This window comes from Curtobacterium sp. NPDC098951, from assembly GCF_044759965.1.
GTDB lineage: Bacteria > Actinomycetota > Actinomycetes > Actinomycetales > Microbacteriaceae > Curtobacterium.
On the sequence record NZ_JBIWAG010000004.1, the window covers coordinates 256,003 to 269,084 of the forward strand.

Annotated in this window: 13 protein-coding genes; 8 read left to right on the forward strand and 5 right to left on the reverse strand. The window is 73.1% G+C overall.

Annotated elements, in window-relative coordinates:
* Positions 1 to 247 precede the first annotated feature (247 nt).
* A complete protein-coding gene (locus ACIQUC_RS13630; RefSeq protein ID WP_402267825.1) occupies positions 248 to 1,141 on the reverse strand; it encodes an alpha/beta hydrolase in 894 nt (297 codons plus the stop codon).
* 117 nt (positions 1,142 to 1,258) lie between these two features.
* Entirely contained in the window at positions 1,259 to 1,849 is a 591-nt protein-coding gene (locus ACIQUC_RS13635; protein ID WP_402267828.1) for a TetR/AcrR family transcriptional regulator, read from the reverse strand.
* Between the two features lie 23 nt (positions 1,850 to 1,872).
* On the opposite strand from ACIQUC_RS13635, the gene ACIQUC_RS13640 reads away from it, so the two are divergent.
* Positions 1,873 to 3,120 (forward strand): MFS transporter, encoded by a 1,248-nt coding sequence (locus ACIQUC_RS13640; protein ID WP_402267831.1) that lies wholly within the window; start codon positions 1,873 to 1,875, stop codon positions 3,118 to 3,120.
* On the opposite strand, the gene ACIQUC_RS13645 is transcribed toward ACIQUC_RS13640, so the two are convergent.
* Positions 3,026 to 3,364 carry a YciI family protein gene (locus ACIQUC_RS13645; protein WP_402267834.1) on the reverse strand — a complete coding sequence of 113 codons (339 nt, stop codon included), beginning with the start codon at positions 3,362 to 3,364 and terminating at the stop codon, positions 3,026 to 3,028. The genes ACIQUC_RS13640 and ACIQUC_RS13645 overlap by 95 nt on opposite strands.
* Positions 3,365 to 3,428: 64 nt before the next feature.
* On the opposite strand from ACIQUC_RS13645, the gene ACIQUC_RS13650 reads away from it, so the two are divergent.
* The 4 genes from ACIQUC_RS13650 (at position 3,429) to ACIQUC_RS13665 (ending at position 7,454) form a co-directional block, all read left to right on the forward strand.
* Positions 3,429 to 4,694, forward strand: a complete 1,266-nt coding sequence (locus ACIQUC_RS13650; protein ID WP_402267836.1) for a sensor histidine kinase — start codon at positions 3,429 to 3,431, stop codon at positions 4,692 to 4,694.
* A complete protein-coding gene (locus ACIQUC_RS13655; protein ID WP_402267839.1) occupies positions 4,676 to 5,362 on the forward strand; it encodes a response regulator in 687 nt (228 codons plus the stop codon). Before ACIQUC_RS13650 ends, ACIQUC_RS13655 begins: the two co-directional genes overlap by 19 nt.
* A 137-nt stretch (positions 5,363 to 5,499) precedes the next feature.
* On the forward strand, positions 5,500 to 6,381 hold the full coding sequence (locus ACIQUC_RS13660) for an ABC transporter ATP-binding protein (RefSeq protein ID WP_402267842.1): 882 nt from the start codon (positions 5,500 to 5,502) through the stop codon (positions 6,379 to 6,381).
* Positions 6,378 to 7,454 carry an ABC transporter permease gene (locus ACIQUC_RS13665; RefSeq protein WP_022906827.1) on the forward strand — a complete coding sequence of 359 codons (1,077 nt, stop codon included), beginning with the start codon at positions 6,378 to 6,380 and terminating at the stop codon, positions 7,452 to 7,454. Before ACIQUC_RS13660 ends, ACIQUC_RS13665 begins: the two co-directional genes overlap by 4 nt.
* Before the next feature lie 97 nt (positions 7,455 to 7,551).
* Here the strand turns inward: ACIQUC_RS13665 and ACIQUC_RS13670 are convergent, their stop codons facing one another.
* Both ACIQUC_RS13670 and ACIQUC_RS13675 read right to left on the reverse strand, forming a co-directional pair.
* Positions 7,552 to 8,055 (reverse strand): flavin reductase family protein, encoded by a 504-nt coding sequence (locus ACIQUC_RS13670; protein WP_022906826.1) that lies wholly within the window; start codon positions 8,053 to 8,055, stop codon positions 7,552 to 7,554.
* A complete protein-coding gene (locus ACIQUC_RS13675; protein ID WP_402267846.1) occupies positions 8,052 to 8,567 on the reverse strand; it encodes an NADPH-dependent FMN reductase in 516 nt (171 codons plus the stop codon). Before ACIQUC_RS13675 ends, ACIQUC_RS13670 begins: the two co-directional genes overlap by 4 nt.
* A gap of 655 nt (positions 8,568 to 9,222) precedes the next feature.
* Here ACIQUC_RS13675 and ACIQUC_RS13680 point away from each other — a divergent pair.
* From ACIQUC_RS13680 to ACIQUC_RS13690, 3 genes are read left to right on the forward strand one after another with little or no spacing between them, the layout of a single operon-like run.
* A complete protein-coding gene (locus ACIQUC_RS13680) occupies positions 9,223 to 10,404 on the forward strand; it encodes a sugar ABC transporter substrate-binding protein (protein WP_022906824.1) in 1,182 nt (393 codons plus the stop codon).
* Complete coding sequence (locus tag ACIQUC_RS13685) at positions 10,401 to 12,035, forward strand: sugar ABC transporter ATP-binding protein (RefSeq protein ID WP_402267849.1); 1,635 nt, start codon at positions 10,401 to 10,403, stop codon at positions 12,033 to 12,035. Before ACIQUC_RS13680 ends, ACIQUC_RS13685 begins: the two co-directional genes overlap by 4 nt.
* On the forward strand, positions 12,035 to 13,072 hold the full coding sequence (locus ACIQUC_RS13690; protein ID WP_022906821.1) for an ABC transporter permease: 1,038 nt from the start codon (positions 12,035 to 12,037) through the stop codon (positions 13,070 to 13,072). Before ACIQUC_RS13685 ends, ACIQUC_RS13690 begins: the two co-directional genes overlap by 1 nt.
* Positions 13,073 to 13,082: the final 10 nt, after the last annotated feature.

Consider the following 13,082-nt stretch of genomic DNA (forward strand, 5'->3'; position numbering starts at 1 on the left):
GGTGCGCGAGGTTCGCGGGACCCACTGATCATTCCTGCTCGTTGACCGTTCCGGTTCGCGGACCCCGGGGATCGCGAACCGGAACGGTCAACGCCGTGACGGGGAGGGCCCTCGACCGGACCGACGGGCGGTCGGGAGGGGCCCACCCGTGGGTCCCGGCGCGACGCGACGCGCCAGCCGTACGACGACCGTGACGGGAGGGACGGTGCGGGCCCGACCCGCGCCTCCCGTCCGCCGTCGATGCGGGTCAGGGCCGCAGGTGCCGACCCAGGAACCGCAGCTGGTCCGGCGCGAGGCGCCGCCAGTAGGCCGAGGTGTGGCCGCCGGCCTCGAAGCCGCCGGCCGGTGCGGTCGCGAAGCCGTCGACGTACGTCTGCACGGCCGGCTCGAACCCGTCGCCGGTGCCGCAGTCGACCCGGACCGCGACGCCGTCGAGCGATGCCTGTCGGCCGAGCACGGTGTTCGCGGCGAAGTCCGCGGGGTCGTCGAACGCGCCCCGTGCGGTCTCCCCCGCCGACCGCCACAGTGCGGGGCTGATCGCGGAGACCGCGCGCACGTGCTCCGCGCCGAGACCGCCGGCGAGGTGCAGCGCGCCGTAGCCGCCCATCGAGTAGCCGGTGAGCCCGAGTCGCGCGGTGTCGAAGCCTCGGCGGGCGAGCAGGGGCAGGAACTCGTCGACGACCATCGCGGCGGGGTCGTCGCCGTCGGCACGACGGTGCCAGTACCGGTTGCCGCCGTCGACCGCGGCGATCGCGAACGGCGTCCCGCCCGCCGCGACGTGCGCGGCGAGGAACCGGTCGTAGCCGAGGTGGGAACCGAAGAAGTCCGCGTGGTCGTCGCCGTACCCGTGCAGGGCGACCACGATCGGCAGGGGGTCGTCGGACCGCGGCGCGGCGATCGTCCAGCCGACCTCGAGTCCCTTCCGTGCCCGGGACGTGAACGATCCGGACACGGTCGGCACCGGGGTGACGTCGGGGACCGTTCCCGCCGGCCCGTCGAGGCCGAGCACGCGGTACATGGTCGACCGGCCGGGGAGGAGCCGGAGGTTCACGGCCTCGGCCGCGGCGCCCGCCACGACGACCGCGGCCCCGCCGACGATGAGCGAGCGGCGGGTGATCCGGGCTGCACGGGAGCCGCTCATCCGCGGGGGCCGGCGTCGCCCTGGGGCACGCACGTCGTCACGAGGGTCGGGGAGGTCCGCTGCACACCGGGCAAGCTACCGAGTCGGGCGCCGGAGCACCTCGGGTACACGCGGACGTCAGGTGTGAAGTCGCGCAGGAACCGGTCGCTCCGCCGACCCGAGGAGCGCGTCGGCGACGGCACGCGCGGTACCCGTCCCGAGGCCGGGTTCGCGCAGGCGCATCGCGAGGTACCCCGAGACGAGGAGCAGCAGCTGCTCGGCGAGCGCCCCGGCGTGTGCGCCGACCACGGGCTCGGCCGACGCGGTCAGGCGTCGACGCAGGGTGTCGGTCTCGTGGTCGAGGACCGCGCGGACGTCGGACGGGGCGTCGACGTACTCGGCGGCAGTGCCGAGGAACGCGCACCACCGCGAACCCGCTGCGGTCGACCGGTACGCGTCGAGCGCGTCGAAGACCGCCAGCAGACGGCCGCGGTCGTCCGACGCGTCCGCGACCGCCCGGTCCCACGTCGCGAGCCAGTCGTCGTGCCGGCGACCGAGGGCAGCGGCCACGAGGGACTCCTTGCTGGCGTACCCGCGGTAGAGCGTGGCGCTCGAGATCCCCGCGCGCTCGAGGACGGCGTCGATGGGCGTCGCGGCGATGCCCTGCGAGAAGAAGAGCTCCTCGGCGGCGTCGAGCAGCTTCCGCTCGGTTCCTGGACGCATCGCCATGAGAGCACCCTAGGCTCTCAAAAGTGAAACGATCGTTTTTGTTACGAGAGTCGGTGTTCGTGGGGAGCGGCCTCGGTCTGATCGCTGCGACGTACGGCTTGGTCCGGCTGGCCTACGGCCTCTTCCTGCCCGACGTCCAGCGGGACCTCGGCCTACGCGCCGACGCTGCGGGGTGGGTCTCGTCCGGAGCCTCGGCGCTGTACTGCGTCGGCGCCGTGGTCGGGTACCGCTGTGCCGGCCGCGTGCCCCGGGTCCTCGTGGCGGTCGCCGCCGCCGTGGCTGGCGCAGGTGCACTCGGCATGGCTGCGGCCGGCGCCCCCGCGGCGTTCGCGATCGCGTCGGTCGTCGGTTCGGCGGGCGCGGGGCTGGCATCGCCCGCGCTCGTCAGTCTCGTGACGACCCTGGTGCCGCAGCCGGCGCAGCGCCGAGCGCAGGCCGTGGTGAACGCCGGGACGGGCCCCGGCCTCGTCGCCGCGGGCGTCCTCGCGCTCGCGCTCCTGCCCGACTGGCGGACCGCGTGGACGTGGTCCGGCATCGCGACCCTGGTCGTCGGGGCGGCCCTCCTCGCGTCCTCGTGGTCACCCCGCCGGACGGGGGCCGGCGGGCGGACCCGCTCCGAGCGGTCCCCGGCCGCGGGGCCGGACCCGGCGTGGTGGAGGGCACACCGTGCGGTCCTCGTGCTCGCCCTGCTCTTCGGCGCCGGGTCGGCGGTCGTGTGGACCTACGGCCGCTCGGTGCTCGTCGATGCCGGCGCACCGGTCGCCGTCTCGGTGTCCGCGTGGATCGCGCTCGGCGTGGGCGGCGCCGCGGTCGTGGTGACCGCCCGGTGGACGAGTCGGCTCCACGCCCGCACGCAGTGGGCACTCACCGGTGTCGCCGTCGCCCTCGGTGTGCTGGCGCTCGGCACGGTGCCGCAGTGGACGCCCGTGGCGCTCGTCGCGTGCGCCGTGTTCGGCTGGGGGTACACCGCGGCGACCGGGGCCCTGATCGCGTGGACCACCGAGATCGACCCGGAGCGGTCCTCGGCGGGCACCGCGGTGCTCTTCGTGGCGCTCGTCCTCGGCCAGGCCGGCGGTGCCGCGGCAGCCGGAGCGGTCGTCGAGCCGCTGGGGTCGCCCGGCACGTTCGGGGCCGGGGCGCTCGTGACGGCCGTCTGCGCCGTGCTCGGTGCCCGGGTCAGAGCAGCGGGCGCAGCTCGATCTTCCGGTTGCACGCCACCGACGCCTCCTGTGCGACCCGCAGCGCGGCCTCGGCGTCCGGCAGGTCCATGACCCAGAACCCGGCGACGAACTCGGCCGGGTCCCCGACGAGCCCCGGGACGGTGGTCGGCTCGGCACGACGGGCATCGACCACGACGGCGTCCGACGGCGCCGACACCCCGGCGGCGACGACGACGGCATCACCGAGCCGTTCGTTGAGCGCGTCGACCGCGTCGGTCTCGGCCCGTGTCGCGGACGCGGTCCGACCGGCGGCCTCGGCCTGCCCGTCGTCGATTACGTTGACGAGGAACTGCACGGCGCCTCCCCTGTTCGGTTGACCGCAGGCTACTCCGACCACCGCACCCGCTACCGTGGTGCCCATGGGGACGGCGGCGGAGTGGTCACGGCTGCCGGTGGGGCGCTGTGAACACCGGCAGGACGCCCTGCTCGCGGTCGTGCTCGGCGTCGGCCTGACGATCACGACGATGCTGTACGGCTCGGCCGGCACCTACGGCGACGACCAGGCCGCGTGGTGGGTCTCGGGCCTGCTCATCGTGGCGAACGCCGCGCCGGTCGCGTTCCGCCGTCGCTGGCCGATGACCATGGCGGTCGTCTCGGCCCTCGCGTTCGCGGCGACGCAGATCCTGCACGTGCCCGAGCTCTTCCTCGTGAACTTCACGCTGTTCATCGCGCTCTACACGGTCGGCGCGTGGTGCTCGGACCGGGTCCGCGCCGAGGTCGTGCGGTGGGTGGTCATCGGGGGCATGTTCGCGTGGCTGTTCGTCGCGATCGCCTTCGGGTGGGCCGTGCCGAACGCGCTGCCGAACGACGACGGCGGACTCATCCCGCCGTACATCGCGTACTCCCTGCTCAACATCGTGATCAACGTCATCTACTTCGGTGCTGCCTGGTACGCCGGCAACCGGGCCTGGGCGTCCGCGGTGGCGAAGCACGAACTCGACCTCCGCACCGCCGAACTCGCCGCCGAGCGGGAGCGCAGCGCGGCCCAGGCGGTCACGATCGAGCGCGTGCGCATCGCTCGGGAGCTCCACGACGTCGTGGCGCACCACGTGTCCCTGATGGGCGTGCAGGCCGGGGCCGCACGCCGCGTGATCGGCCACGACCCCGAGCAGGCGACGGCGTCGCTCGGCGTCGTCGAGCAGAGCGCCCGGACCGCCGTCGAGGAGCTCCGTCGGATGCTCGGCACCCTGCGGGCCGACGGGGACCTCGGCGACGACCACCGTGCCGCGCCGAGCACCGAGGGGCTCGCCCGCATCGGCGAGCTCGCCGACTCCGCCCGCACGGCCGGCCACCCGACCGAGTACGTGGTCGTCGGCTCCACCCGTGCCGTCCCGCCGACGGTGTCCGCCGTCGCGTACCGGATCGCGCAGGAAGCGGTGACGAACGTCCTCAAGCACGCGGGTCCGAGCGCCCGGGCGGACGTCCGGGTCCGGTACCTCGACGGCGGCGTCGAGGTCGAGGTCACCGACGACGGCCACGGCGACCGGGCACCGCGGAACACCGCGGGCAGCGGACTCGGCCACGTGGGGATGCGCGAACGCGTCGCCGCGGTGGGCGGACGGATCGAGATCGGGCCGCGCGCCCGGGGAGGCTTCCTGGTGCGGGCATGGCTGCCGACGACCTGACCATCGTGCTCGCGGACGACCAGGACCTCGTCCGGGCCGGCTTCCGCGTGATCCTCGAGTCCGAACCGGGTTTCCGGGTCGTCGGCGAGGCCGCTGACGGCGCCGAAGCGGTCGAGGCGGTCCGGACGCACCGACCGGACGTGGTGTGCCTCGACGTGCAGATGCCGAACGTCGACGGGCTCGAGGCGGCGCGCCGGATCGCCGCGCTCCCGGAGCCCCCTGCCGTGCTCGTCCTGACGACGTTCGACCACGACGACGCCCTCTTCCAGGCGCTCGAGGCGGGGGCGAGCGGCTTCCTGCTGAAGAACGCCTCCCCCGAACGGCTGATCGACGCCGTCCGCACGGTCGCTGCCGGTGACGCGCTGCTCGCCCCGGACGTGACCCGTCGGGTGATCAGCCGCGCGACATCGGGGCCGGCGGCGCCCGCGGCCGCGGACGGCCACGGCGAGGACGCCGTCCAGACCGCGGGGCTCACCGAGCGTGAGACCGAGGTCCTCCGGCTGCTCGCCCGCGGGCTGAGCAACGCCGAGATCGCGACGGAGCTGTGGGTCGGCGAGGCGACCGTGAAGACCCACGTGTCGAACGTGCTGCAGAAGCTCGGACTGCGCGACCGCATCCAGGCGGTCGTGTGGGCCTTCGAGCACGGCGTGGCCGGAACCCCCGCCTAGTCCCCCGCCCGGCCCGCGCTCCCCCACGCGGCGGAGGCCGCAGTGCTCCGATCCCCGTCGCCAGCCGGAGGCGCCCGTCGCACCGCGCGCAATAGCGTCGACGCAGGCGGACCGAACCGCCACGGGAGGGGAACGAGATGCTCACCATCGACGGGGTGACCAAGCAGTACGGTGACCGCCGCGTGCTCGACGACGTGACGTTCACGGTCGGCGACGGACGCCTGACCGGGTTCGTCGGCGGCAACGGCGCCGGCAAGACCACCACGATGCGGATCCTGCTCGGCGTGCTCCAGGCCGACGCCGGCACCGTGTCGATCGACGGCTCCGTGATCGGTCCGGCCGACCGCCGCCGCTTCGGCTACATGCCCGAGGAGCGCGGCCTCTACCCGAAGATGCCGGTCGCCGAGCAGATCACGTACTTCGCCCGGCTGCACGGCGTGGACAAGCGGACCGCCACGGACCGCACCACGGACCTGCTCGACCGCCTCGGGCTCACCCAGCACGCGACCGACGCCGTCGAGAAGCTGTCCCTCGGCAACCAGCAGCGTGTGCAGGTCGCGGCGGCACTCGCCCACGACCCCGAGGTCCTCGTGCTCGACGAGCCGTTCTCCGGCCTCGACCCGATGGCCGTCGACGTCGTGCTCGCCGTGCTGCGCGAATCGGCGGCGGGCGGCGTGCCGGTCCTGTTCTCGAGCCACCAGCTGGACGTCGTCGAACGACTCTGCGACGACGTCGTCGTGATCGCCGACGGCACGATCCGCGCCGCCGGCCCGCAGGAGGAGCTGCGCAAGCACGCCGGGCCCGCCGCGTGGGAGCTGCTCGTCGACGGCGACGTCGCCTGGCTCCGCGACGAACCGGGGGTCACCGTCCGCGAGTTCGACGGCGGCTACGCCGTGTTCGAGGCCGACGACGCCACCGCGCAGCGGGTGCTGCAGCGTGCCGTCCAGCACGGCACCGTCGGGTCGTTCTCGCCGCGTGTACCGCGCCTCAGCGAGGTCTTCCGGGAGGTCGTCCGATGAACTCCTCGTTCGTTGCGTCCGTACGGCTCGTCGCCGCGCGCGAGATCCAGGCCCGCCTGCGCAGCAAGGCGTTCGTCGTGTCCGCCCTGATCCTCGTCCTCATGGTCGTCGCGTCGATCGTCGTCGGCGGCATCGTCGGCAAGGCGACGTCGGGCGACACCACCCCCGTGGCGGTCGTCACGGGCGTCGACCTGCCGACCAGCAGGGGGCTCGACGTCACCGAGGCGCCGACCACGGCCGCGGCCGAGCGACTCGTCCGGAGCGGTGACGTCGACGCGGCGGTCCTGCCGTCCGACGACCCGCTCGGCTACCGCGTCGTCGGACTGGACGACGCGCCGACCGACGTCGTGCAGGCGCTGAGCGTCTCGCCCCGCGTCGAGCTCCTCGACCCGAGCGCAATCCCCGGCGGGCTGATCTACATCGTGGCGCTGGCCTTCGGCGTCGTGTACTTCGCCTCCGCCGTGACGTTCGGCCAGTCGATCGCCCAGAGCGTCGTCGAGGAGAAGTCCACCCGCGTCGTCGAGATCCTCATGGCGGCGATCCCGGCACGGGCGCTCCTCGCCGGCAAGGTGCTCGGCAACAGCGTGATGGCCTTCGCGCAGATCGTCGCGGTGGCGATCGCGGCGGCGGTGACGCTCGCGGTGACCGGTCAGGACAACATGTTCACGGTGCTCGGCCCGAGCATGCTCTGGTTCGTCGGCTTCTTCGCGATCGGCTTCGTGCTCGTCGCCTCGCTGTTCGCGGCGGCCGCGGTGCTCGTCTCGCGCCAGGAGGACGTCGGCAGCGTCACCACCCCCGTGATGATGCTCGTGATGATCCCGTACATCCTCATCATCGTCGCGTACAGCAACCCGACGATCCTCGGCGTGATGTCCTACGTGCCGTTCAGCGCCGCGATCGGCATGCCGATGCGGATCTTCCTCGGCACGGTCGAGTGGTGGGAGCCGATCCTGTCGCTCCTCGTCGTGGCGGCCTCGGTCGTCGTCGTCGTGCTCGTCGGCGCCCGGATCTACGAGAACGCGCTGCTGCGCACCGGCGGCCGCGTGAAGCTCGCGGAGGCCCTCCGCGGCTGACGCCGCAGCACCGGACGGGAGGCGGGGGGGGGGGGGGGGGGGGGGGGCGCCCCCCCCCCCCCCCCCCCCCCCCCCCCCCCCGCCCGACCGCCGACGCTCAGGCGCTCAGCGTCGCGAACGCGGAGCGGTGCCAGACCAACGGGCTGTGCGCGAAGTCCGACATGAGCCCGAGGACCCGGAGCACGACGATGTCGTGGTCCCCCGCCGGGTAGGTGTGCTCGACGGCGCACTCGAGCCAGATCGGTGCACCCTCGAGGAACACCGAGCCCGTCTCGGAGACCGTGGTCTCCACGCCGACGAAGCGGACCGACCGGTCCTTCGACGCGAGCTGCCGGGTGACCTGCGCGTGCCCTTCGCCGAGGATCGAGACGCCGATCGTGCCGGCCTCCCGCAGGACCGGCCACGTCGACGAGGTGTGCTGCACCGCGAACATCACGAGCGGCGGGTCCTGGGACACCCCGACCGTGAAGGACGAGGCGACGAGCACGGTGGGCTCGTCGTCGACGACCGCGGCGAGCGCGGCGACCCCGCAGGGGAAGCCGGAGAACGCCTGGCGGAGGGCGGTGAGGTCGGGTGCCTCGGGCGAGTAGGGGCTGATCATGAGCGGGTTCCTTCCTGGAGGCTCGCGGCCGCACCGAGGACGACGTCACGCCACCGGGCGAGCCAGACCTCGGTCGATGCGGGCTCGGAGTACTGCTTGTCGTTGAGGTACAGGGCCGGGGCCGGGACGGTCGCGCCGAGCTCGACGAGCACGGGCTTGAGGAAGACCTCGGGGGCGAGGGCGTGTGCGGGCCCGGCGCCGAGCATGAGCGGGACGGCGGTGACCCCGGCGAGCCCGTCCCCGGTGCCGAACTGGTCGAGGAACAGCTTGAGCACGCCGGTGTAGGTCGCCTTGAAGGTGGGCGAGGCGACGACCACGAGGTCCGACGCGGCGACGGTGCGCACCGCCTCGGTGACCCCGTCGTCGCCCCAGCCGAGCAGGCCCGGGCCAAGGTCGATCACGTCGACGACGTGGTCCGGCGCACGGCCGGTGAGCCGTTCGAGCACGACGGTGGCCGCGTCGAGCGTCCGTGATGCCGGTTTGGGGTTGCCGGCGACGACGGTGGTGATCATCGTGTGCTGCTCCTGCGGTCGGGGGCGGGGTGGTCGGCGACGGGGTGCGAGTGCAGTCCATCCGTCGTTCGTTTCGCCTCCGTGGCGCCGTCGTGTCGGGTGGGTTACGCCAGCGCGCCCCCGTCGACGCGACGGGGAATGTCCTGGTCAGCGGGCAGCGGTGCGGGCCGGTTCCGCGCATTCCGCCAGCGTCGGTCGCCTCCGGGAGCGCCGACTTGTGAGAGACGCGTTACCGGAAGTCGGCGCGGGTGCGTCCGGGGTGTTTCGCCCGGGCGTCGCCGCCGCGTGATCGCGCGGATCCGCGCCGATCCGGGTGCGGGCGGCGGGAACGACCGGCCCGGAACGGCGCGCCGCGGCGGGTCGTCGAGCGTGCCGTGTCGGTGGCCTAACACCGGCGAAACAAACGCCTAACAGGACCGTTACCCCGCGGGCCCCCTCGGCCGTCCACAGCCCGTTACATTCGCATCAGCCCCACCGGAGCGGCCCCGTCACCCACGACGCATCGCCGCCGGCGGAGCGCTCTCCCACATCCCGTGCCGTGACCGGGCCCCTCGCCGTCACGCCCACCCCACCCCGCGCCGCGGGGTGTTCGGCGTCCCCGCAGCACCCGCACCCGTCACCCGTCCCCGCACCACGTCCTGGAGGTCCTCGACCGATGTCGTCCCCCGCACCCACCCGAACCAGGCTCGTCCGACCCGCGGTCCTGGCCGCCGCGCTCTCCGGCGTGCTGTTCCTGTCCGCCTGCTCCGCCACCTCGACCGCCTCGACCGGTTCGGCGGACGACTCCGCCGGGGTCGAGCACGCCTCCAGCCAGATCACGGCAGCCAGCGTCGACCCGGAGTTCACGTTCGAGGGCAAGCCCTTCGACATGTCGAAGATCGCCGGCAAGACGATCTTCAACATCCCGAACTCGTCCGCGGTGCCGTTCATCGTGTCCGTCGACGAGGCGGGGCAGCAGCTCGCCGAGCAGTACGGCGCGAAGTGGATCGAGTACACGAACCAGGGCACCCCGACCGAGCAGTCCGCCGGCATCGACCAGGCGATCAGCCGGAAGGCCGACATCATCGTCCTCGCGCAGGGCGTCAACGGCGAGCTCATCGTGCCGGCGCTCAAGCGGGCGAAGGCGGCGGGCATCCCGGTGCTGATCAGCCACACCTACCAGACCGGCGAGTCGCTCCCCGACCAGCTGCAGCCGCTCGTCGCCGCGCAGGTCACGGCCCCGTTCCACGAGGCCGCGAAGCTCAACGCCGACTGGGCGATCAAGGAGACGAAGGGCGCGGGCGACGTGCTCATCATCACCTCGTCCGAGGTCCCGCCGTCGGACGGCATCGTCAAGGCCATGCAGGAGGAGTTCGACCAGTACTGCTCCGGCTGCAAGGTGAAGGTGACGAACGTGCCGGTGGCCGACTGGGCGACGAAGATCTCGTCGACCGTGCAGTCCGCGATCCAGTCCGACCCGAACCTCGACTACGTCCTGCCCGTGTACGACTCGATGGCCCTCTTCGTCGAGGCCGGGGTGACGGCGGCCGGCAAGACCGGCCAGGTGTTCACGTCCTCGTACAACGGGACGCCCGCGGTCATGAAGATCCTGCAGCAGGGGAACGTCATGACGATGGACATCGGCGAGAACATGGAGTGGCTCGCCTACGCCACGCTCGACCAGGCCGGCCGCGTCCTCACCGACACCCCGATCGTCGAGGACGGTGACGAGAAGACGCCGCTCAAGGTCTTCACGAAGGACAACGTCGACGAGGCCGGGACGCCGCCGGCGCCGAGCAAGGGCTACGGCGACGCCTACAAGTCCGGCTACGAGGCGATCTGGGGTCCGGCGAAGTGAGCGCCACCCGAGAGGCACGGCTCGGCCCCGCAGCGCACGCTGCGGTCGCCGACGCCGGTGCGGTCTCCGCACCGGTCCTGCGGATCAGCGGGCTCACCAAGCGGTTCGGCGGCCTGACCGCGCTGGACGGCGTCGACCTCGAGGTCCGTCCCGGCCAGGTCCACGCGCTGCTCGGCGAGAACGGCTCCGGCAAGTCGACCCTCATCAAGATCCTCTCCGGCACGTACGCGCCGGACCCGGGGGCGACGATCGAGGTCCGCGGCGCCCGCCTGCCCCTGCCCGTGCCCCCCGGGTACTTCCGCCGCGTCGGCATCAGCTTCGTGCACCAGGACCTCGCGCTGGTGCCGTCGCTCGGCGTGACGGAGAACCTCCGGCTCGCCACGGTCGTCGCCGGCCGCGGGCCGTTCGTCCGCTGGGGCGCCGAGCACCGGGCGGCCGCCGAGCTCTTCGCCCGGTACGGGGTGGACATCGACCCGCGGGCCCGGATCGACGAGCTGACCGACACGCAGAAGGCCCTCGTCGCGATCCTGCGAGCCGTCGCCGAGCTGGGCGAGCACCGTGCCCTGATCGTCCTCGACGAGCCGACGGTGTTCCTGCCCAAGGAGGACGCGGACCTGCTCTTCCGCGTCGTCAAGGACCTGGTGTCCGACGGTCGCACGTCCGCGCTGCTGGTCTCGCACGACATGTCGGAGGTGCTCGAGCACGCCGACCGCGTCACGGTCCTCCGTGCCGGTCGGGTCCAGGCGCACCGCGACACCGCGACCACGACGGCCGACGAGCTCGTCTCGCTCATCGTCGGACGGGGTCTCGACACGGCGACCGCCCGCAGCCCGCGTCCGGCGACCACGGGCGACGCGGTGGTGTCGGTCCGGGACCTCCGTGCCGGTGTCGTCGACGGACTCTCGTTCGACGTCGCGGACGGCGAGGTCGTCGGCATCACCGGACTCGCCGGCTCCGGCGTCGAGGACGTGCTGCCCGGCCTGTACGGCGCGCGGGCGGCGAGCGGTTCGCTCACGCTGCGGGGCACCACCGTCGAGGTCGGCGGGACCACCCCGGCTGCTTCCGTCGCCCGGGGCGTGGTCTACGTCCCCGCCGACCGGAAGCGCGAGGGCGGCGCCCTGACCCTGTCCGTCGAGCAGAACGTGACGCTGCCGGTCCTCGGGAAGCTCCGGGGCGTGCTCGGGCTCTCGCCGGCACGGGAGCGGTCGCACGTCCAGGGACTCGTCCGCGACTGGGACGTCCGTCCGGCGGACCCGTCGGCGCTGTTCGGCACGCTCTCCGGCGGCAACCAGCAGAAGGCCGTCCTCGCGAAGTGGATGCAGGACGACCCGACCCTCGTGCTGCTCCAGGAGCCGACGCAGGGCATCGACGTCGGTGCCCGCGCGGCGATCTTCTCGATGCTCCGACGGAGGGCCGACCAGGGCGTCCCGATCCTCTGCGCCTCGACGGACTACGACCAGCTCGCCCAGATGTGCGACCGCGTCGTGGTCCTCGCCCACGGCCGTGTCCACGACGTCCTCACCGGCGACCGGATCGACCGCGACGTCATCGCGGCGGCCGTCGTCGCGAGCCTCGTCGATCCCGCCCCCTCCTCCCCCGTCGACTCCTCCCCCGTCAAGGAGACCGCCTGATGTCCACCACCGCCGAACCCGTCCTCGAGACCTCGATCGTCCGTCCCTCCCGCCCGCGCTTCTCGTGGGGGCACACCGAGCGGTACGCGCTGCTCGGCGCCTGGCTCGTCATCGTCATCGCGTTCAGCGTGGCGCTGCCGGACACCTACCCGACGCTCGGCAACCTGCAGAACATCCTCGGGTCGCAGTCGGTGCTGCTCATCCTGGCGCTCGGGTTCCTCTTCCCGCTGACCGCCGGTGAGTTCGACCTGTCCGGTGCCTCGACGATGTCGCTCTCCGCGATGGCGATCGCCGTCCTGAACGCGAAGATGGACGTGCCGCTCGTGCCCTCGATCCTCGTCGGCCTGGCGATCGGCGTCGTCGTCGGGCTCGTGAACGGGCTCCTGACGGTGGCGTTCCGGATCGACTCGTTCATCGTGACGCTCGGCACCTCGACGTTCATGATCGGCATCATCCAGTGGATGAGCGCGTCCTCGTCGGTCACCGGGATCGACGCCGCGCTCGTGAACGCCACGGTCGGCTGGCGCGGGCTCGCAGGGCTGCCGCTGGCGTTCGTGTACGGGCTCGTCGCGACGGTCGTCGTCCTCGTCGTCCTGAGCGCCACGCCCGTCGGCCGCCGTCTGCTCTTCGTCGGCACCGGCCGCACGGTCGCCGAGCTGTCCGGTCTGAACGTCCGTCGGCTCCGGGTGGGCGCGTTCGTCGGCGCCGGCTTCACCGCCGCGGTCGCCGGGGTCGTCTACGCCGGCACCCTCGGCGGGGCGGACCCGTCGAGCGGACAGTCCTTCCTGCTCCCTGCGTTCGCCGCCTGCTACCTCGGGGCGACCGCGATCATCCCCGGGCGCTTCAACGCCATCGGCACGTTCATCGCCGTGTACTTCCTGTTCTCCGGCGTCGTCGGGCTGCAGATGCTCGGCGCCGACAACTTCGTCCAGCAGCTGTTCTACGGCGGCGCGCTCATCGTCGCCGTCGCCGTCTCCCAGACCATCCGTCGACACGCCGTCGCGAGCGCCGCCAAGGCCGCCGCGAAGCAGTCCTGACCCTCCACCA

What these genes read in the sequence shown, in the direction of transcription:
- ACIQUC_RS13680 (WP_022906824.1), top strand. Translation starts at nt 9,223, where the DNA reads ATGTCGTCCCCCGCACCCACCCGAACCAGGCTCGTCCGACCCGCGGTC.
- ACIQUC_RS13690 (WP_022906821.1), top strand. Translation starts at nt 12,035, where the DNA reads ATGTCCACCACCGCCGAACCCGTCCTCGAGACCTCGATCGTCCGTCCC.
- ACIQUC_RS13635 (WP_402267828.1), bottom strand. Translation starts at nt 1,849, where the DNA reads ATGGCGATGCGTCCAGGAACCGAGCGGAAGCTGCTCGACGCCGCCGAG.
- ACIQUC_RS13660 (WP_402267842.1), top strand. Translation starts at nt 5,500, where the DNA reads ATGCTCACCATCGACGGGGTGACCAAGCAGTACGGTGACCGCCGCGTG.
- ACIQUC_RS13650 (WP_402267836.1), top strand. Translation starts at nt 3,429, where the DNA reads ATGGGGACGGCGGCGGAGTGGTCACGGCTGCCGGTGGGGCGCTGTGAA.
- ACIQUC_RS13670 (WP_022906826.1), bottom strand. Translation starts at nt 8,055, where the DNA reads ATGATCAGCCCCTACTCGCCCGAGGCACCCGACCTCACCGCCCTCCGC.
- ACIQUC_RS13675 (WP_402267846.1), bottom strand. Translation starts at nt 8,567, where the DNA reads ATGATCACCACCGTCGTCGCCGGCAACCCCAAACCGGCATCACGGACG.
- ACIQUC_RS13665 (WP_022906827.1), top strand. Translation starts at nt 6,378, where the DNA reads ATGAACTCCTCGTTCGTTGCGTCCGTACGGCTCGTCGCCGCGCGCGAG.
- ACIQUC_RS13655 (WP_402267839.1), top strand. Translation starts at nt 4,676, where the DNA reads ATGGCTGCCGACGACCTGACCATCGTGCTCGCGGACGACCAGGACCTC.
- ACIQUC_RS13630 (WP_402267825.1), bottom strand. Translation starts at nt 1,141, where the DNA reads ATGAGCGGCTCCCGTGCAGCCCGGATCACCCGCCGCTCGCTCATCGTC.